Annotated in this window: 24 protein-coding genes and 2 pseudogenes; 14 read left to right on the forward strand and 12 right to left on the reverse strand. The window is 49.1% G+C overall.

The genetic code is table 11. The annotated features are described in order from the left end of the window. Positions 1–129 precede the first annotated feature (129 nt). Positions 130–1,243, reverse strand: a pseudogene (locus tag ACQGXV_RS25525) (IS110 family transposase). A 146-nt stretch (positions 1,244–1,389) separates the two neighbouring features. Further along, positions 1,390–1,587: a ParE family toxin-like protein gene (locus tag ACQGXV_RS25530; protein ID WP_440867610.1), complete on the reverse strand. Its 198-nt coding sequence runs from the start codon at positions 1,585–1,587 to the stop codon at positions 1,390–1,392. Between the two features lie 34 nt (positions 1,588–1,621). Here ACQGXV_RS25530 and ACQGXV_RS25535 point away from each other — a divergent pair, with 34 nt between their 5' ends. Both ACQGXV_RS25535 and ACQGXV_RS25540 read left to right on the forward strand, forming a co-directional pair. Then, a complete protein-coding gene (locus ACQGXV_RS25535; RefSeq protein WP_440862584.1) occupies positions 1,622–1,987 on the forward strand; it encodes an IS630 transposase-related protein in 366 nt (121 codons plus the stop codon). Further along, complete coding sequence (locus ACQGXV_RS25540) at positions 1,911–2,444, forward strand: IS630 family transposase (protein ID WP_440862665.1); 534 nt, start codon at positions 1,911–1,913, stop codon at positions 2,442–2,444. The genes ACQGXV_RS25535 and ACQGXV_RS25540 overlap by 77 nt, the downstream gene beginning before the upstream one ends. Before the next feature lie 212 nt (positions 2,445–2,656). Here the strand turns inward: ACQGXV_RS25540 and ACQGXV_RS25545 are convergent, their stop codons facing one another. Beyond that, positions 2,657–3,424 (reverse strand): phage antirepressor KilAC domain-containing protein, encoded by a 768-nt coding sequence (locus tag ACQGXV_RS25545; RefSeq protein ID WP_440863599.1) that lies wholly within the window; start codon positions 3,422–3,424, stop codon positions 2,657–2,659. A gap of 69 nt (positions 3,425–3,493) precedes the next feature. On the opposite strand from ACQGXV_RS25545, the gene ACQGXV_RS25550 reads away from it, so the two are divergent. Further along, positions 3,494–3,778 carry a hypothetical protein gene (locus ACQGXV_RS25550; protein WP_440863600.1) on the forward strand — a complete coding sequence of 95 codons (285 nt, stop codon included), beginning with the start codon at positions 3,494–3,496 and terminating at the stop codon, positions 3,776–3,778. 2 nt (positions 3,779–3,780) lie between these two features. Here the strand turns inward: ACQGXV_RS25550 and ACQGXV_RS25555 are convergent, their stop codons facing one another. Both ACQGXV_RS25555 and ACQGXV_RS25560 read right to left on the reverse strand, forming a co-directional pair. Then, positions 3,781–4,749, reverse strand: coding sequence for an IS110 family transposase (locus ACQGXV_RS25555; RefSeq protein WP_440862981.1), 969 nt, complete (start codon positions 4,747–4,749; stop codon positions 3,781–3,783). A 154-nt stretch (positions 4,750–4,903) separates the two neighbouring features. Next, positions 4,904–5,443, reverse strand: a complete 540-nt coding sequence (locus ACQGXV_RS25560) for a BRO-N domain-containing protein (protein WP_440863601.1) — start codon at positions 5,441–5,443, stop codon at positions 4,904–4,906. Positions 5,444–5,679: 236 nt separating this feature from the next. Here ACQGXV_RS25560 and ACQGXV_RS25565 point away from each other — a divergent pair, with 236 nt between their 5' ends. Continuing rightward, positions 5,680–6,654 (forward strand): IS30 family transposase, encoded by a 975-nt coding sequence (locus ACQGXV_RS25565; RefSeq protein ID WP_440863602.1) that lies wholly within the window; start codon positions 5,680–5,682, stop codon positions 6,652–6,654. Positions 6,655–7,385: 731 nt separating this feature from the next. Here ACQGXV_RS25565 and ACQGXV_RS25570 read toward each other — a convergent pair. From ACQGXV_RS25570 to ACQGXV_RS25585, 4 genes and pseudogenes are all read right to left on the reverse strand, one after another. Further along, complete coding sequence (locus ACQGXV_RS25570; protein WP_440863603.1) at positions 7,386–8,318, reverse strand: trypsin-like serine protease; 933 nt, start codon at positions 8,316–8,318, stop codon at positions 7,386–7,388. A 396-nt stretch (positions 8,319–8,714) separates the two neighbouring features. After that, positions 8,715–8,849, reverse strand: a pseudogene (locus ACQGXV_RS25575) (IS481 family transposase); the annotation flags it as partial. Positions 8,850–9,000: 151 nt separating this feature from the next. Further along, positions 9,001–9,534: an IS630 family transposase gene (locus ACQGXV_RS25580; RefSeq protein ID WP_440862665.1), complete on the reverse strand. Its 534-nt coding sequence runs from the start codon at positions 9,532–9,534 to the stop codon at positions 9,001–9,003. After that, positions 9,458–9,823: an IS630 transposase-related protein gene (locus ACQGXV_RS25585; protein WP_440863604.1), complete on the reverse strand. Its 366-nt coding sequence runs from the start codon at positions 9,821–9,823 to the stop codon at positions 9,458–9,460. Before ACQGXV_RS25585 ends, ACQGXV_RS25580 begins: the two co-directional genes overlap by 77 nt. Positions 9,824–9,938: 115 nt before the next feature. Here ACQGXV_RS25585 and ACQGXV_RS25590 point away from each other — a divergent pair, with 115 nt between their 5' ends. The 9 genes from ACQGXV_RS25590 (at position 9,939) to ACQGXV_RS25630 (ending at position 14,064) form a co-directional block, all read left to right on the forward strand. Continuing rightward, the gene (locus ACQGXV_RS25590) at positions 9,939–10,454 is read left to right on the forward strand and encodes a phage N-6-adenine-methyltransferase (protein ID WP_440863605.1); all 516 of its coding nucleotides are present in this window, start codon (positions 9,939–9,941) and stop codon (positions 10,452–10,454) included. 2 nt (positions 10,455–10,456) lie between these two features. Further along, the gene (locus tag ACQGXV_RS25595; RefSeq protein ID WP_440863606.1) at positions 10,457–10,705 is read left to right on the forward strand and encodes a DUF1364 domain-containing protein; all 249 of its coding nucleotides are present in this window, start codon (positions 10,457–10,459) and stop codon (positions 10,703–10,705) included. After that, on the forward strand, positions 10,706–11,071 hold the full coding sequence (locus ACQGXV_RS25600) for an IS630 transposase-related protein (protein ID WP_440863104.1): 366 nt from the start codon (positions 10,706–10,708) through the stop codon (positions 11,069–11,071). Next, a complete protein-coding gene (locus tag ACQGXV_RS25605) occupies positions 10,995–11,528 on the forward strand; it encodes an IS630 family transposase (RefSeq protein WP_440862665.1) in 534 nt (177 codons plus the stop codon). Before ACQGXV_RS25600 ends, ACQGXV_RS25605 begins: the two co-directional genes overlap by 77 nt. A 97-nt stretch (positions 11,529–11,625) precedes the next feature. Then, positions 11,626–11,988 carry a RusA family crossover junction endodeoxyribonuclease gene (locus ACQGXV_RS25610; protein WP_440867611.1) on the forward strand — a complete coding sequence of 121 codons (363 nt, stop codon included), beginning with the start codon at positions 11,626–11,628 and terminating at the stop codon, positions 11,986–11,988. Positions 11,989–12,005: 17 nt separating this feature from the next. After that, complete coding sequence (locus ACQGXV_RS25615) at positions 12,006–12,143, forward strand: helix-turn-helix domain-containing protein (protein WP_440863607.1); 138 nt, start codon at positions 12,006–12,008, stop codon at positions 12,141–12,143. Then, positions 12,140–12,484, forward strand: a complete 345-nt coding sequence (locus ACQGXV_RS25620) for an antiterminator Q family protein (RefSeq protein WP_440863608.1) — start codon at positions 12,140–12,142, stop codon at positions 12,482–12,484. The genes ACQGXV_RS25615 and ACQGXV_RS25620 overlap by 4 nt, the downstream gene beginning before the upstream one ends. 239 nt (positions 12,485–12,723) lie before the next feature. Further along, the gene (locus tag ACQGXV_RS25625; RefSeq protein ID WP_440863609.1) at positions 12,724–13,377 is read left to right on the forward strand and encodes a BRO-N domain-containing protein; all 654 of its coding nucleotides are present in this window, start codon (positions 12,724–12,726) and stop codon (positions 13,375–13,377) included. Positions 13,378–13,773: 396 nt separating this feature from the next. After that, positions 13,774–14,064: a hypothetical protein gene (locus ACQGXV_RS25630; protein WP_440863610.1), complete on the forward strand. Its 291-nt coding sequence runs from the start codon at positions 13,774–13,776 to the stop codon at positions 14,062–14,064. 269 nt (positions 14,065–14,333) lie between these two features. On the opposite strand, the gene ACQGXV_RS25635 is transcribed toward ACQGXV_RS25630, so the two are convergent. After that, on the reverse strand, positions 14,334–15,257 hold the full coding sequence (locus ACQGXV_RS25635) for an IS5 family transposase (protein WP_440863224.1): 924 nt from the start codon (positions 15,255–15,257) through the stop codon (positions 14,334–14,336). 123 nt (positions 15,258–15,380) lie between these two features. Here ACQGXV_RS25635 and ACQGXV_RS25640 point away from each other — a divergent pair, with 123 nt between their 5' ends. Continuing rightward, positions 15,381–15,524 carry a phage tail protein gene (locus ACQGXV_RS25640; protein WP_440863611.1) on the forward strand — a complete coding sequence of 48 codons (144 nt, stop codon included), beginning with the start codon at positions 15,381–15,383 and terminating at the stop codon, positions 15,522–15,524. 19 nt (positions 15,525–15,543) lie between these two features. Here the strand turns inward: ACQGXV_RS25640 and ACQGXV_RS25645 are convergent, their stop codons facing one another. Both ACQGXV_RS25645 and ACQGXV_RS25650 read right to left on the reverse strand, forming a co-directional pair. Next, positions 15,544–16,077 (reverse strand): IS630 family transposase, encoded by a 534-nt coding sequence (locus ACQGXV_RS25645; protein WP_440862665.1) that lies wholly within the window; start codon positions 16,075–16,077, stop codon positions 15,544–15,546. After that, positions 16,001–16,366 (reverse strand): IS630 transposase-related protein, encoded by a 366-nt coding sequence (locus ACQGXV_RS25650; protein ID WP_440862584.1) that lies wholly within the window; start codon positions 16,364–16,366, stop codon positions 16,001–16,003. Before ACQGXV_RS25650 ends, ACQGXV_RS25645 begins: the two co-directional genes overlap by 77 nt. Positions 16,367–16,570: the final 204 nt, after the last annotated feature.

Genomic DNA, 16,570 nt, shown 5'->3' on the forward strand with positions numbered 1-16,570 from the left:
GCTCAACACACCATTCAGGTTTAGTGAGTCACGGTCTTACCTGTCGTTGTCATCACTACGGCTGCCCTAGCAACCTTTCAGCATTCACCCTTCTATTAAAAGAGTTAATGTTTTGCCAGTATCTGTCGTTCAGAACGGCCTGACACTGACGTGTTTTTTGTCGTAAGTTCGGCTATGTGCCACCAGGGCCCACACCGTGCGCGCTATCTTGTTAGCCATCCCCACCACCGCAACGCTGGTTGTCCGTCTTTTCAGCAGCTCCGTAACCCACGGGTTCGGCTCTTTCGCCAGCAGCGTCGCAGCCCTGGCTCCGTGGATAAACAGCGTCCGCAGATAAGCATCGCCGCGTTTACTGATGCCCAGAAGCCTCACTTTGCCGCCGGTGCCTGTTTGCTTTGGCACCAAGCCGATGTAGGCTGCGAACTCCCGTCCTGATCGGAAGGCTCCCGCATCTCCCATGATGGTATAGCCAAGCGACATTATTTTGATAACAGCCAGCTATGCTTCTTTGCCGCATATCAGGGCATAGGATGTAATCATTTTTAAGTCGGTTGGCTATAATTGCTGCGGTGGCAACCAGTGGGCCAACACCTGGAATGTCCATAATCCGCCGACAGGCCTCATTCTGTTTCGCCCAAGTGGCAAGCTGTTTTTCGATACCCTCTATCTGCATATCCAGGTCATTGAGGCGCCGATGCTGGTCTTCAAACTGGTAGTTCAGGAACGGTGGCAGCTTTTCCTTAAGTCGCTCAAGCACCTCTGGCATCGCCTTGTCCAGTGACGCCCGGCCTTTACGCACAGTTTCGCCGAACTCCAACAGCAATCCGTGTAGCGAGTTGATTTGCGCGGTGCGGAACTTCACTAACTGGCGGCGCATTTTGTGCAGCGACAGTACTGCCTGCTGTTCCTCAGTTTTGACGGCAACGGCTTTAGCTGGCTGCTGGACCGCCATCCAGATAGCACGGGCATCCATCACGTCATTTTTATTGCCCATCACGAAGGCCTTGACGAATTTGCCCTGGAGTAGTCTGACCTTATGCCCCAGTTTTTCCAGCTCCCGCGCCCAGTGCTGGGAACCGCCGCAAGCTTCCATGCCAATCAGGCAAGGCTCACGATTGCTGAAGTATTCCAGCAGCGCGTCGCGCTTTATCTGTTTATCGATGACTTCACCGGTATGTTCATTAATGAAATGAACCTGCATCAGATGTTTTGCGATATCGACGCCAACAGGGGTATATTTCATGTCGTGGATCCTCCAGTTATCAGGGAGCTTTATGCATCCCGTGTTGGGCACAATGATGCCGGAAGTCTGCGAGGATCCACACCTTACCTGCCGAACCCTTCGCTGCTCTCAAATGTGTGGGATGCGTTCATCTCATTCTCCTGTTTTTATAGTGTTATTTGGGTGTCGTACTTGGCGTGGCTCATGGTCTTCCAACTCAGGCCATTATCTTTGGATAACATGCGCCAGTAGAGGGAGAGTCGTATTGATAAATAACCGGTTCGTCGTATGCGTATTGCGTGGATAAGTCCTTCACGGTATAAGCGCTTAAATCGCTTCTCACGCTCTCTTATTCTGACTGGTATAGCTAAACGACTTAATTTTGATTACATTATTTAAATGAGCTATTCAATTGATTTTAGACGTAAAGTGATATCTACACGGAAAAACGAAGGGTTGAGTATCCGAGAAACAGCGAAGCAATTTCGGATTGGCCCTGCCTCTGTATCGCGTTGGATTAATCAAATAGAGTCAAAAGCATCGACCACGCGTCAGCGAAAGATCGATAAATCCGAGTTGATAAAAGATGTTGAACAATATCCAGATGCTTACCAAAAAGAACGTGCAGAGCGTTTTGGCGTTTGTCAGAAGGCCATTTGGCAAGCGCTTAAAAAGCTGGGATTGACCTATAAAAAAAACTCTACGTCATCCGAAAGCCGACGAAAACGCCCGGCAGGGATTTCAACAAAAAAAACAACAGTATGAAAAAGAAGGTAAACCTATTGTTTTTATTGATGAAAGTGGTTTTTCACACGATGCACCACGGACTCACGGCTATTCCCCAAAAGGTCAACGGTGTTTTGGCCTGAAGAACTGGGGAGCTAGGGGAAGAACAAATGTTATCGGCGCTTTATTAGGCACAACGCTGTTTGCTATCGGATTATTTGATATCAATATTAACAGCGATGTTTTCTATGCCTGGGTCACACAAGTCCTTATCCCAGTACTCCCTAAAAACAGTGTAATCATGATGGACAATGCCACTTTTCACAAAAAACATAATATTCAACAAGTCATCATCGATGCAGGGTATATGGTGGAGTATTTGCCTACATATTCGCCAGATCTTAACCCAATTGAGCATAAATGGGCACAAGCAAAAAGCAAAAAAAGAGAGATGGGTTGCGATACAGAGAGTTTGTTCTCAGTCCATATGGTGTAATCAAAATTAAGTCGCTTGGCTATATTTTAGGTTTCATTTGTAGCCCCTCTTACATCTGGATGGCGCTTTTCTGTCAGTTCGGCAATCTCACGGCTGGAAAGGGTTAAAATATGTTCATATATTAAATTTTGCATGCGTAAAGTCCTCGTTAGTAAAAACGATGAAGAAAATGTAACCCCGGTGTATTAGCGGGGCGGTGAAAGGACATTTAATTACGCCGGTTCGAGGCAAAAGGCTTGAGACAGCTTCGCCAGTCCCTTCGGTGTCACCAGCACCTGCTCGCGGATTTTGTCGGTGCCGTCGTCACAGGGGATAAGTGATATTTTATGCTCGAGGTAGCCTGACTGGATTTTGCTCTGGTAGGCTATCCAGTTCTTGATGCCGATACGGCGATAAATCCAGCCACGCTCACGGAGGAAAGCGAACAGATCTTTGGGGCGTACCTGTAACTCCTTGGCGGCGTTGGTGATGCACATGCCGCCGTCAGATTTGGCGATGCGGTGCAGGGCTTTCACGTCTGGGGCCATCTCCTCAACTTTGCTTTCGAGGGCGATAACCTTTTCGGTGTAGGTAAGCAGGATGCCACGCATGGCCGCTGGGTCATTGAGCATCTGAACGGGATCGGCAGGCAGGGACTTGATGCGCTTCTCACACTGTATAAAGTACTGACGTGCCTCCTTGCCTTTCTCGTTACGCTCAACCATCGAAAGCTCTTTCGCCATGTCGATGCTGATGTAGTAATCTTTCATTGGGCGTTGGCGAGATTTTGCACTCCCCGATTTTGGGGAGCTCAAATTATCAACAATCACGTAGTCCTGATTTTCAACAAATTCGTATTGGCTAATACGGTCTTTAATCCATGTAGTGAAGTCCTTGCCGACCTTCAGGAATTCATGCAGGTCACGGGCATTCACCGTCTGGATGGTTTCTCCATTGATGCTATTAGTTTCGATAGTGATCAGTTCATGTTCTTTAGACATAGTAAGGTCCTCACAAGTTAATGTGATTAATGAAACCCCGGCACGATACCGGGGCTGGATTAGTGGTTAGTGGCGCTGAAGGAACTGGCTAACGTTCGCCTGTTGCCATTTTTCGAGCGCGTGGGTCATGACGCCGTAATGCTGCTGAGTGCTGTCTTCGAGCATCTGTTGCATTTCAGCAAGCACGATAGCTTCATCTTCACGGTGACGCAGAACACGTCGTATCGTCTGCTTCTCAGCGTCGAAGATGGCACCCTTGAGCGTGTTGGTAATGCTGTAGATACGGCGGCACTCTTCGGCCAGCAGGGGGAGTTGCCGGATTTCGAAGTGCTGAGCAACTGTCTTGAACGATAAAATTATGGAGCTACATGATGGTACGACTCATCCCATTCTTCGTTTTTTCTGAGCATCGCATTCAGGATGGTCAGCAGCTTGCGCATACAGGCAACCAGCGCCACTTTTTTGGGTTTTCCTGCTGTAACCAGCCGCATGTAAAACGCTTTTATCACTGGATTGAAGCGGGTTGCTACGAGTGCAGCCATATAAAGCGCGCTCCGCACTCCCGACCGACCACCAAAGATGGTTCGTCGGCCTCTCATGGTGCCAGAGTCCCGATTGACTGGGGCTACTCCCACGAGAACGCTAATTTCTCGTCTCGAGAGCCGACCCAACTCAGGAACCTCTGCCAACAATGCGGCCACGGTCATAGTGCCGACGCCCTTAATGCTACTCAACCGCTCAGAAAGCTCTTTGAAGTGGTTGCTGATGTGGGTGTTCATGTCCTTATCGATCCGCGCAAGTTCATCTTCCAGCGCTTTGATGATGATATTAATGCTTTTTCTGCTTTGCTGATGAGCCAGATACAACCTGTTTCGTTCAGCAACCAGCATTGCAATCAACTGCCGTCTGCGAACTACCATGGAATTGAGAACCTGACGTTCAGTATCCGGCAAAGCCCGAATAAAGCGGCCTCGTTCCGGATGGCGATTAATAACCTCGGTCATCTGCGCAAGTGCTCTCGCATCAATACGGTCAGTCTTCGCCAGATACCCCATAGCACGGGCAAAGTCACGAGCCTGCCTGGGGTTGACCACAGCGAGCTCAAAACCTTCGGCCTGAAGCGCACAAGCTACGGCAGCTTCAAGCCCTCCGGTGGCTTCCATCAGCACAAGCGCAACGTCGTGCTTCTTCAGCTCAGCAATAATGGAATCAAAGCCGTCAGCATCATTGGCAACAGAAAATTGCGCAATCGTGCTGCTGGCGGCAATGTCCAGCGTTGCTTTCGAAACATCGATACCTACACAGAGTGGACTTGGCAGACTCATTATTACCCATCCTTGCAAATGCGTTATGGAGTACGGACAACTGTTCGGGTTTCAGATGAGTGGCTCAACGTATGCGCCAGTCGCTCAGTAACGGGCTTTTAACCCAAAGGGAAATCGGGCTGCATACGCTGTGCCAAATCTAATCGTAGTTATTTTAACCAACTTTTAAGATACAAGGGGAGGGTACGCCCGTTACGCGGCGCAGGGCATACCAGATGGCCTGTGTCCAGGCACGGTCAAAATGAAAGCCGGTCGCCATGCTCCAGACCAGATGGGTCAGGGAACGGGTATCATCATCGTTGAATAGTTCGGCAGCTTGGGGTTTGTATTGTGGATGCTCGTATTTGCCAGTCTTGCGGATTGAGGGAAGTACCTCACTTGTTACCCACTTGCGGAAGCGATGGGGCAGGGTACCTTGCTTCACTGCATTGCGGCAGCGTAGTACCAAGGTGAACATGCCGGATTCGGAGATGATGTTGGTATCACGATTCTGGGTGACCCCGTTCGAGCTGGTGTAAGTTAAGCTTACGTCAGCTTTTTCATCGTCGTCTAACGCTTTTAGAGCCATGCGGGAATTTGTGAGCTTTAATGCATCGCATACATCCTGAGCAATAAACCAAGGATCATCATTAATGATGATGGTGCGCACTATATGGTTTTCAAAAGTAAATGGAGTGGTAGATAATGCGGTCATAGAGACCTCCAACGGTATTTTATGTGTTGCTACCACTGGAGTTTCCAATCTCGTGGTGGTAGCCCAAACAGGGTTGGAAATGCCGGATACCGTGAACCGGTGAACCTTTCGGTTCCCCTGCCTGAGCCACCATAGAGGGTGCTGAGGGCCCCATTCCCAGTCGAAATGCAACAAAGTGACCCACTGGCCAGAGTCGGATAAAATCACCGTTCTGGCCCTACTGGAGATCCCGTTGCATGCAGGGAAAACATCTGACTCACAAAGAACGGTTCTACATCGAAAAGCGGCGTGGTGATGGGGTTAACCAGGCCACCATCGCCCGGGAACTGGAGCTTCCTCGTTCTACCATCAGCAGGGAACTCAGACGCAATACCGACGCCGCTTTCAACGGGGTCTATTCCTGCAGAAGGGCCGAAACGTTGGCCAGAGGGCGGCGGCAGAAAACACGGCCGGACAGCGTGATTAACCAGCTTGAACCGCACATTCAGGACTTTATCATAACGGCGCTGTCTACCCACACCTCACCTGAGGTCATCAGTGGGCGCCTGGTCCTGGAATTTGGCCTGTCCGTCAGCAAGAACTCGCTCTATCGCTATATCCAGCAGGAGCGCCGGGCCGGCGGTGAGCTGTATCAGCAGCTCCCTCATCGGGGTAAACGGTATAACTATCAGACCGATGAGAACAAACGCGGTCCTATTCCCAACCGTGTTGGCATTGAGCAGCGGCCGGCCGTTGCTGACCTCAAGCAGGAACCCGGGCATTTCGAGATTGACACCATCTTTGGCAAAGATCAGAAATCATTCCTGCTGACGGTGGTCGATAAAGCCGTCAAGCTGGTCATCATTCGCAAACTGCCCAACAAGCGAGCAGAGACAGTGGTAGCGGCCTTCAGGGACATCGTTGCCAATACCTTCTGCGAGTTTAAAACCCTGACTGCTGACAACGGTTCTGAATTTTCCCAGCACGGGGAAATTACAAAAGTCACGGGGGCACCGGTCTACTTTGCCCGGCCATATCATTCCTGGGAACGCGGGTTGAATGAGCATACCAACGGGCTGATACGGCGTTTTTACCCGAAGGGAACGGACTTCAATTATGTCACCCATCGCAAGGTTGCAGCACTCGAACACCTGCTCAATACGCGAGGCCGAAAATCGCTGGGTTATCGTTCTCCAAATGAGGTATTTTTAACGCACTTACAGGCGGCATAATGCCCTACCGTTTTGTTGCGTTTCGACTGGGAATGGGGCAGGCGCATAAAGAAACACGCAAATTGCGTGTCACTTTATGACACGGTATTACAGCGGGTTTCCAATCCCGGCACCTGAATTTGCAGATGCAGCCTCACTATAGCGCATGGGTTATCCCTCGGTCAATATGTTGGTTTATGCCGCTACACCGTTCATCATGACGCCTAAGAGCCGTGGAAACAGGCTGTCGTAGAAATGGGGCTGCGTCTGGCGCGGATTGGCTGGGTCAGTGAGATTCTTGCCAAACTGCAAGCATTTCTCTGTTAGCGACCAGAACAGCTTTTCTCTGTCGGGATGCTTGCTGCTGGGACGTGACTTGCGCTCAGCGAGTCCGAGCAATTGCAGGCGCTTGAAACCAGACTGTCAATGAACATCGCTGCTCGAGAGCATTGTTGTAGACGGACCAGTTGGTGATTTTAAACGTTTGCTTTGCCATGGGAACCCGATGCTGAAAAGACTGTAGTGTTCAGATCCGTCATTCGCCTAAAAGCTTGATTTATGCAACAAAGCCAGATCAGGCCTGAGCTAGTACAAATTATTTAGAGACAAGTCGAAGAACTATTGACAATTTCGAGTTTTTCGAGGTGCCCATTAGTCAAAAATCAGTGTTGCAAAAATGGGAGTGACTATAGATTCCTAACCATGAGAGCCGCCCCGCTCGCTTTCATCAGACAGTGGGGCGGCCATACGCCTCACTCGTCGGTCGGCGCCAGTTCCGTCCCAGCGTTTTCACCGTCGGTCGGGGCCAGTTCCCACCCAGCGTTTTCACCGTCTGGGGAGAGCGAATTGTCCTCGCCTACAGCGGTGGGAAGGTCGGCGGGGGCGAGGTTGTAGCTAAACAGCTCGTGCAACACTTGCGCCATTGGCGTGTAGAAGACGATTGAACGGCCGTTAGGCTCGCCGGAGGAGATGATCCCGATCAGATGCCGATCGTAGGTGACGACTGGTCCGCCGGAGTCGCCGTTGTCGATGCGATTGAGCTCGGACCCGTTCGCGGCATCGATGTGCTGATAAGCCGGTCTCCACATCCCCGGCACGAGAGACATGTCTCGCCACACGCAGCTGACGCCGGTGCGCCAACCGCTTGTGCAGAACTGCCCATCCGGCGCGTTCGACCACCCGGTAACAGCAAGTCGCGCTTCCCGCCCGGCACGCGGCATGAAGACCTGGTTGTTTGCTCGAGGGATGTAGGCTTGGAGCGGATTGCAGAACACCGCGCTGTGGTGGGCGGCGCAGTACAGCGCCGACGGGCCCGGCTGGGGCGAAACCCGCACAAGCTCAAAATCTGAGGTGGCCGACTGCCACACAACGGTGCCGATGGCATTGGTACCCACGTGGATAGTCGCGTACATCGGCGCGCAGTGCTTGGCCAGCACGATCCATCGTGTGGCTCGTTGGTACGGCGTCAGTCTGTGGAAGATGCTCTTAGGCACCAAAACCGCCCCTACGGTGCATGATCCACCGGGAGTGCTGACCTTCGAGCCGGAGATGACCGGCAGGACGGCCCGGTCGGGGTTGCGAGGCGGCACGACGGGTTGCGCCGTGGCGACCGAGGATGCGAGGGTTGCAGCAGTGACTATTGCGAGCGCTGCCGCACGTTTTTGCAGTTGTCTGATTTTCATCATGGTGCGAGTTTTCTCATGGATGTTGGGATCGGGAAAGTGGAGGTATTTACGGTATAGAAAAAGATTTAAGTAGCGGGGCGTCACCGGCAACAAACTCAGAGAAGAACGCCGTAAGTGGCTGTTTTTCGAGATAAACCTCTGTTTTATCCAGATTATCAGTCATACTTTACTGACTCAGTACCGGTGATGGAGACCGGGGTTCGCCAATGGACTGCATAACCGGGCGCAGTGAGTTGTCCGGCGTAACGTCACACAAACGGTGCAGAAGCTTTTCAAACGGATAGGGATACAGCTGTGTCAGGGAATTATTCATGGCGGTTATTGCCTCCTATATTTGTACTAGCTCAGACCTGATCTGACCGTTACCACTTATTTATAGTACAGATTTCTGTCAGATTAAACCTGTTTCAGATTCTTTTTTGCCCAGCACCGTTTTCCATCAAGCAATGTTGCCATTGGCGTACGCCCGCAGCACATTTTTCCCTGATGAGTTCGCTCATCATTGTAATCCCACAACCCGTTGTCGAGATCTAGTGCTTTGTTGAATAAATCAGATTTAGCCGACAGGATGATCTCGCCGGGGCTACCGTTATGCGATGCGATGCGATGCGATGCGATGCGATGCGATGCGATGCGATGCGATGCGGATGCGGTGCGGTATAGCCAAGCGACTTAATTTTGATTACACCATATGGACTGAGAACAAACTCTCTGTATCGCAACCCATCTCTCTTTTTTTGCTTTTTGCTTGTGCCCATTTATGCTCAATTGGGTTAAGATCTGGCGAATATGTAGGCAAATACTCCACCATATACCCTGCATCGATGATGACTTGTTGAATATTATGTTTTTTGTGAAAAGTGGCATTGTCCATCATGATTACACTGTTTTTAGGGAGTACTGGGATAAGGACTTGTGTGACCCAGGCATAGAAAACATCGCTGTTAATATTGATATCAAATAATCCGATAGCAAACAGCGTTGTGCCTAATAAAGCGCCGATAACATTTGTTCTTCCCCTAGCTCCCCAGTTCTTCAGGCCAAAACACCGTTGACCTTTTGGGGAATAGCCGTGAGTCCGTGGGGCATCGTGTGAAAAACCACTTTCATCAATAAAAACAATAGGTTTACCTTCTTTTTCATACTGTTGTTTTTTTTGTTGAAATCCCTGCCGGGCGTTTTCGTCGGCTTTCGGATGACGTAGAGTTTTTTTTATAGGTCAATCCCAGCTTTTTAAGCGCTTGCCAAATGGCCTTCTGACAAACGCCAAAACGCTCTGCACGTTCTTTTTGGTAAGCATCTGGATATTGTTCAACATCTTTTATCAACTCGGATTTATCGATCTTTCGCTGACGCGTGGTCGATGCTTTTGACTCTATTTGATTAATCCAACGCGATACAGAGGCAGGGCCAATCCGAAATTGCTTCGCTGTTTCTCGGATACTCAACCCTTCGTTTTTCCGTGTAGATATCATTTTACGTCTAAAATCAATTGAATAGCTCATTTAAATAATGTAATCAAAATTAAGTCGTTTAGCTATATACGCAGTCGTGGGCGGTCGGCAACGGCGTCAGGCTGCGTGAGGTGCGTTATTCAGGGGATTATTTTGGGAGAGTCCGATGACACTAAAATCACACACCAGACCAGAGCACAAGGACACATGGCGAACACCGCCCGAGGTCTTCCAAGCGCTGGATGCAGAGTTTGGCTTCTACCTCGATGCCGCCGCTGACCACGACAATGCCCTGTGCCGTCTGTATCTGACGCCAGAGGATGATGCCCTGGCCTGTGACTGGAGTAGCAACGGCGCCATCTTCTGCAATCCCCCGTACAGCACTATCCGCCCGTGGGTTGATAAAGCGGCTGAGCAGAGCCGCAAGCAGAATAAAACGGTCGTTATGCTGCTGCCTGCTGATACCTCGACGGGATGGTTCGCACAGGCACAGAAAACGGTTGATGAGGTGCGGTTCATCACCGAAGGCCGATTGTCGTTTATCTGCGCTGAAACGGGCAAAAAAGGCAAGGCGGGTAACAGCAAGGGCAGCGTGTTGTTCATCTGGCGACCGTGGCGCACAACCCCAAAAGGGATGACCGTGGTAAGCAAACACACGCTGATTAACAGGATGTGGAGGTAGACATGGCGAATCTTGGAAAAGAGGCCAGAGGTCGAGAGTGTCAGGTGAGGATCCCGGGTATCTGTAACGGTAACGCTGAAACCGTAGTGCTGGCGCATTATCGGATGTCGGGCATTTGTGGCATCGGAATGAAGCCTGACGACCTTTTCGGCGCTTGGACATGCTCATCATGCCATGACAAGATAGACCGCCGTACGCGCCTCACAGACGCCGATATAGCTAAACGACTTAATTTTGATTACATTATTTAAATGAGCTATTCAATTGATTTTAGACGTAAAGTGATATCTACACGGAAAAACGAAGGGTTGAGTATCCGAGAAACAGCGAAGCAATTTCGGATTGGCCCTGCCTCTGTATCGCGTTGGATTAATCAAATAGAGTCAAAAGCATCGACCACGCGTCAGCGAAAGATCGATAAATCCGAGTTGATAAAAGATGTTGAACAATATCCAGATGCTTACCAAAAAGAACGTGCAGAGCGTTTTGGCGTTTGTCAGAAGGCCATTTGGCAAGCGCTTAAAAAGCTGGGATTGACCTATAAAAAAAACGCTACGTCATCCGAAAGCCGACGAAAACGCCCGGCAGGGATTTCAACAAAAAAAACAACAGTATGAAAAAGAAGGTAAGCCTATTGTTTTTATTGATGAAAGTGGTTTTTCACACGATGCCCCACGGACTCACGGCTATTCCCCAAAAGGTCAACGGTGTTTTGGCCTGAAGAACTGGGGAGCTAGGGGAAGAACAAATGTTATCGGCGCTTTATTAGGCACAACGCTGTTTGCTATCGGATTATTTGATATCAATATTAACAGCGATGTTTTCTATGCCTGGGTCACACAAGTCCTTATCCCAGTACTCCCTAAAAACAGTGTAATCATGATGGACAATGCCACTTTTCACAAAAAACATAATATTCAACAAGTCATCATCGATGCAGGGTATATGGTGGAGTATTTGCCTACATATTCGCCAGATCTTAACCCAATTGAGCATAAATGGGCACAAGCAAAAAGCAAAAAAAGAGAGATGGGTTGCGATACAGAGAGTTTGTTCTCAGTCCATATGGTGTAATCAAAATTAAGTCGCTTGGCTATAGCGCACACCTCGCCCACCTTGAGGGCGTAATCAGGACGCAGGCTGTTTTACTGGCAGAGGGGAAGATACGGTGATGACTGAATATCACCTCAAATTGCCGTGGCCGCCAAGCCTCAACACATACTGGCGACACGCAAGGGGAAGGCACTACATCAGCGAGAAAGGCACAGAATACCGACAAAGCATCATCCAGATAATCCAGCAGCAAAACCTCGATATCAACACTCCCGCAAGACTGAAAATCGCCATCATCGCTAATTCTCCAGACAAACGACGCCGTGACCTTGACAACCTGCAAAAGGCGGTTTTCGATGCGCTCACGCATGCAGGCTTCATGCTGGACGACGAACAGATAGACGATTTCAGGGTAAGGCGCGGGCAGCAGGAGAAAGGCGGGAGTCTGGATATCGTCATCACCGAATTGGAGGCGGCATGAGAAAGCGAGTGCGACTCATGGTGGAAGATATCCCGCTTATTCGGGCGCTGCTGGCCTCCGGTATGCCGGTGGCTGAGGTGGCGAGGAAATTCGAGACCAGCAAGCAGCATATCTACAGCATCAGGAATGGCAAAAACTGGGGGGCGGTGAAATGAGAGATATTCGATACCTGTTGACGGCATGGGGAAACTGGAGTGGCTCACGTATTGGCACCGAGTACAAGGCAGCATGGCCCCTCGTTACGGCCAGTAGCGATATCCGGCCCATGCTGTCTGATGCCGACGGTGAGATAGTTGACCGGGCGGTAGGGCGGCTCAAGTACTTCGACCCGCTGGGCTACGATATCGTGGTGGCGTATTATAAGGGGAAGGCGTCGTGCAGGGCGATAGGTGAGGGCATGAAGCCACATCGTCACCATTCCTTTGTGAGCAAGGTGCTCGAAAAGGCTGAAGCTTACATTGCCGGTCGTGTTGCTGAACTTTTGGAGGCGGCTTGACAACGCATACAGCTATCGGGATACTGGCTGCACTGAACTACAAAGCGGTCTTCCGCACCCGATAGCCATGCGGCTTTTTTATGCCCGTAAAACGGCGTAACCACATCCGAAGGCCGGGTGGAGAGGCGTAATACAATACCCGAAAGGGGAATATGCCCGGAGTTGCTTTGTAGACTCAGTTGACACCTGGTCACCAGCTACTAACTGGTGATTAAACTAAACTACAAAGGAGGCCGATCATGGCTGATTTATCAATCCAACCTATCTCATTCTCATTCCGAGAAACACATGATATACGCATTCATTTAATTAACGCTGAGCCGTGGTTCTGTCTTAAGGACGTCTGTGAGGTTTTGACTGTTGATCGAACATCTAAATTACTCAGAGAGCTAGATAGAAAGGGGTGGGCAAATTGCCACACCCTGACAGAAGGCGGAGAACAGCAGCTTGTTTATGTTAATGAACCGAATCTCTACCGCATCATCTTTCGCAGTAATAAGCCAGAAGCAAAACAATTTCAAAATTGGGTATTTGATGATGTACTACCAACAATCCGCAAGACTGGTAAGTATGTGCGCCCTACTCATAAACCCGAAGCCCGAGAGCCACTAACCTCCGACGATACGTCCCATCTTGCGCGGCTTATCTGGGGGATGGCAAACGGCTTTCGATTCGAGCGCTCGTGTAGCAATGCTATCTGGCATGCACTGCGTTATGCCGCTGGCGTGCCTTCCCCACAGCATTTTGGCGTCAGCCATATCCCGATACTTGCGGAAGAGTGCCAACGTATCTACAGTTTCACTAATGCGCTGAAAGAAGTCATGTACGACGCTGAAAGGCAAGCTGTCCGACGAGTTCTCAAGAATCGTGAAGATGCAGACGCTGTGGTATAAGAAATGAAACAGCTGCTTGATGAAACCAATCAATCGCACAATCTGTTGCTGACGAATACCTTAGCACGATGGCAACAAGCGGATATCCAGCAGTTTCTACAACGCCATTAACTCTTGACGTTAAATAACTGATCAAACGATCAGTTAAATTCTTGACGTGAGCACCTGAGCTACATATAATTTGCCCAGGCTGCGGCAAAAGCGCGCAGGACATGAAGCCTCAACTCACTCTGGTGGTTGGGGCTTTTTATGTATGGCTACCAATGGATATTTCATAATAATAAATACACCTTTTAACTCTATTGATATATTAAGATGAATGTTAATTTAAGCGGTAATGTCTCCACTTTGCCATCGATACAATCACCATCAAGAAACGAGAGAAATACTTCATGCGTGGGCGGAAATATCAGTAATATCAGTAATATCAGTAATATCAGTAATATCAGTAATATCAGTAATAAATTTGTAAGATTCAATGATGAAGTAACCACTTATGAAGTTGAAAAAGGCTCTCGTAGTAATGAAAAGTTGTCTATATATGTAAAAGAATATAGACGTGAAGTAGATAAGCAGGCGAAAAAATATGGATTAATATGCGCATTTGGACATGAGGATCCACATAAAGATCCATATCCCTATGATCATAGGGTTGGATTAAAACAATATGATGAACTATTAAAATAATAGTTGATTTCGTTCGTAGCGTACTTATCTATTTGAATATACTGATATTACACTGAAAAATCTCTTTTTAAGGCTGCGCTCCGGCGTGGCCTTTTTTATTTCCCCTTTCAATAATATATCGCCATCCCTGCCGGGAGGTGAGGCTATGACACGAATGAGCACACTCTACAGCAGGCTTTCATATGGAACCGGGACGGGCTTAATGGGCCTTGGGGCTTTGTTGAATAAATCAGAATTAGCCGACAGGATGACTCCCTCTGCTACACCTGTTATCCTATCCTGACGCTGTGTGGCATACCCAACAACGTCATACGGTTCAGCGCTTTGACCATCGCTATGGCTTCACCTACTTGAGCCTCATAGTCACGCAGGCTCAGATGGCCACCCAGCAAAGTTTTTATGCGGAACATCGCTGTTTCTGCCACTGAACGCCGGTGATAACCCACTTTCTTTTTCCACATATCATTACTCCCGCTCAGACGCTGATTCGCCACCGCATGGTTACGCTCATGGTACTTGTCCGGCCAGTATTTGGCTCCGCTTCGCGGCGGGATAAGGGGCCTGATTTTCTTTCTTAGCAACGCATCGTGGCAGTAACGGGCGTCATAAGCACCGTCTGCTGACACTTCCCTGATTTTTCGGTGGGTTTGGTTAATCAGGCCCGGCAGTGCCTGCGCATCTGTCGTTCCGCTGAGCGATAAGTCGGCACAGATAATCTCATGCGTCGCACTGTCTGCTGCCAGATGAAGCTTGCGCCACACTCTTCGTCTGTCAGCCCCATGCTGCCTGACTTTCCATTCACCTTCGCCAAAGACCTTCAGACCGGTACTGTCGATGACCAGATGCGAGATTTCACCACGCGTTGGCGTTTTTATGCTGATACTGACGGTTTTTGCCCGCCGACTGACCAGAGAGTAGTCCGGGCAGCGCAGTGGCAGGCTCATCAGTGTAAAAACCGAGTCGACAAAGCCCTGTAATGCCCGGAGCGACAGGTTAAACACGCGCTTTATCATCAAAACCGTGGTAACAGCCATATCGGTGTAGTAAAGCGGCCGACCACGACCTTCAGGCGAAGCACTGTCAGTCCATGCAGCGATGGCGGACTCATCAAGCCAGACCGTCAGGGAGCCGCGTTGTCTGAGTGCTTTGTTGTAGGTGGGCCAGTTGGTGATTTTAAACTTTTGCTTTGCCATGGGGAGCTGCTATCGGGAGCGATGATAGTGCTTTGATCCGGCGATCCCCTGAAAGTTCGATTTATTCAACAAAGCCGGAAGACGCCTGAAAGCCCTGCATTAACACCAGACTCAATAGGCGCATTGTCCATCCGTGAGACTGCAGGTATTCCGCTCCCGTTCCCTGGGGCTGTTGTGCCAGCTGGTTGGCTGAAATGCAACGGGCAGGCCTTTAACAAAACAACCTATCCGATTCTCGCGGAGCTCTACCCATCCGGCTATTTATAGCCAAGCGACTTAATTTTGATTACACCATATGGACTGAGAACAAACTCTCTGTATCGCAACCCATCTCTCTTTTTTTGCTTTTTGCTTGTGCCCATTTATGCTCAATTGGGTTAAGATCTGGCGAATATGTAGGCAAATACTCCACCATATACCCTGCATCGATGATGACTTGTTGAATATTATGTTTTTTGTGAAAAGTGGCATTGTCCATCATGATTACACTGTTTTTAGGGAGTACTGGGATAAGGACTTGTGTGACCCAGGCATAGAAAACATCGCTGTTAATATTGATATCAAATAATCCGATAGCAAACAGCGTTGTGCCTAATAAAGCGCCGATAACATTTGTTCTTCCCCTAGCTCCCCAGTTCTTCAGGCCAAAGCACCGTTGACCTTTTGGGGAATAGCCGTGAGTCCGTGGGGCATCGTGTGAAAAACCACTTTCATCAATAAAAACAATAGGTTTGCCTTCTTTTTCATACTGTTGTTTTTTTTGTTGAAATCCCTGCCGGGCGTTTTCGTCGGCTTTCGGATGACGTAGAGTTTTTTTTATAGGTCAATCCCAGCTTTTTAAGCGCTTGCCAAATGGCCTTCTGACAAACGCCAAAACGCTCTGCACGTTCTTTTTGGTAAGCATCTGGATATTGTTCAACATCTTTTATCAACTCGGATTTATCGATCTTTCGCTGACGCGTGGTCGATGCTTTTGACTCTATTTGATTAATCCAACGCGATACAGAGGCAGGGCCAATCCGAAATTGCTTCGCTGTTTCTCGGATACTCAACCCTTCGTTTTTCCGTGTAGATATCACTTTACGTCTAAAATCAATTGAATAGCTCATTTAAATAATGTAATCAAAATTAAGTCGTTTAGCTATACCTGACCTGCGCGGTGAGTTTATTCGTGGTGCTGATGATGGACGCGGGGTTGATGCCGGACGTGCCTTACTCAGTGCACAGGGAGATGCGATGCAACCGATAACAGCAAAATGGACGATGGACGATATGACCGCTGATAAATTTGTCAATTATAGCTAAACGACTTA

It is taken from the genome of Symbiopectobacterium purcellii, from assembly GCF_052050035.1.
GTDB classification, from domain to species: Bacteria; Pseudomonadota; Gammaproteobacteria; order Enterobacterales; family Enterobacteriaceae; genus Symbiopectobacterium; species Symbiopectobacterium purcellii_A.

Bases quoted from the DNA above. Each gene is read 5' to 3' on its own strand.
- ACQGXV_RS25535 (WP_440862584.1), top strand. From the start codon at position 1,622: ATGAGCTATTCAATTGATTTTAGACGTAAAGTGATATCTACACGGAAA.
- ACQGXV_RS25545 (WP_440863599.1), bottom strand. From the start codon at position 3,424: ATGTCTAAAGAACATGAACTGATCACTATCGAAACTAATAGCATCAAT.
- ACQGXV_RS25555 (WP_440862981.1), bottom strand. From the start codon at position 4,749: ATGAGTCTGCCAAGTCCACTCTGTGTAGGTATCGATGTTTCGAAAGCA.
- ACQGXV_RS25560 (WP_440863601.1), bottom strand. From the start codon at position 5,443: ATGACCGCATTATCTACCACTCCATTTACTTTTGAAAACCATATAGTG.
- ACQGXV_RS25565 (WP_440863602.1), top strand. From the start codon at position 5,680: ATGCAGGGAAAACATCTGACTCACAAAGAACGGTTCTACATCGAAAAG.
- ACQGXV_RS25570 (WP_440863603.1), bottom strand. From the start codon at position 8,318: ATGATGAAAATCAGACAACTGCAAAAACGTGCGGCAGCGCTCGCAATA.
- ACQGXV_RS25585 (WP_440863604.1), bottom strand. From the start codon at position 9,823: ATGAGCTATTCAATTGATTTTAGACGTAAAATGATATCTACACGGAAA.
- ACQGXV_RS25590 (WP_440863605.1), top strand. From the start codon at position 9,939: ATGACACTAAAATCACACACCAGACCAGAGCACAAGGACACATGGCGA.
- ACQGXV_RS25595 (WP_440863606.1), top strand. From the start codon at position 10,457: ATGGCGAATCTTGGAAAAGAGGCCAGAGGTCGAGAGTGTCAGGTGAGG.
- ACQGXV_RS25600 (WP_440863104.1), top strand. From the start codon at position 10,706: ATGAGCTATTCAATTGATTTTAGACGTAAAGTGATATCTACACGGAAA.
- ACQGXV_RS25610 (WP_440867611.1), top strand. From the start codon at position 11,626: ATGACTGAATATCACCTCAAATTGCCGTGGCCGCCAAGCCTCAACACA.
- ACQGXV_RS25615 (WP_440863607.1), top strand. From the start codon at position 12,006: ATGGTGGAAGATATCCCGCTTATTCGGGCGCTGCTGGCCTCCGGTATG.
- ACQGXV_RS25620 (WP_440863608.1), top strand. From the start codon at position 12,140: ATGAGAGATATTCGATACCTGTTGACGGCATGGGGAAACTGGAGTGGC.
- ACQGXV_RS25625 (WP_440863609.1), top strand. From the start codon at position 12,724: ATGGCTGATTTATCAATCCAACCTATCTCATTCTCATTCCGAGAAACA.
- ACQGXV_RS25635 (WP_440863224.1), bottom strand. From the start codon at position 15,257: ATGGCAAAGCAAAAGTTTAAAATCACCAACTGGCCCACCTACAACAAA.
- ACQGXV_RS25650 (WP_440862584.1), bottom strand. From the start codon at position 16,366: ATGAGCTATTCAATTGATTTTAGACGTAAAGTGATATCTACACGGAAA.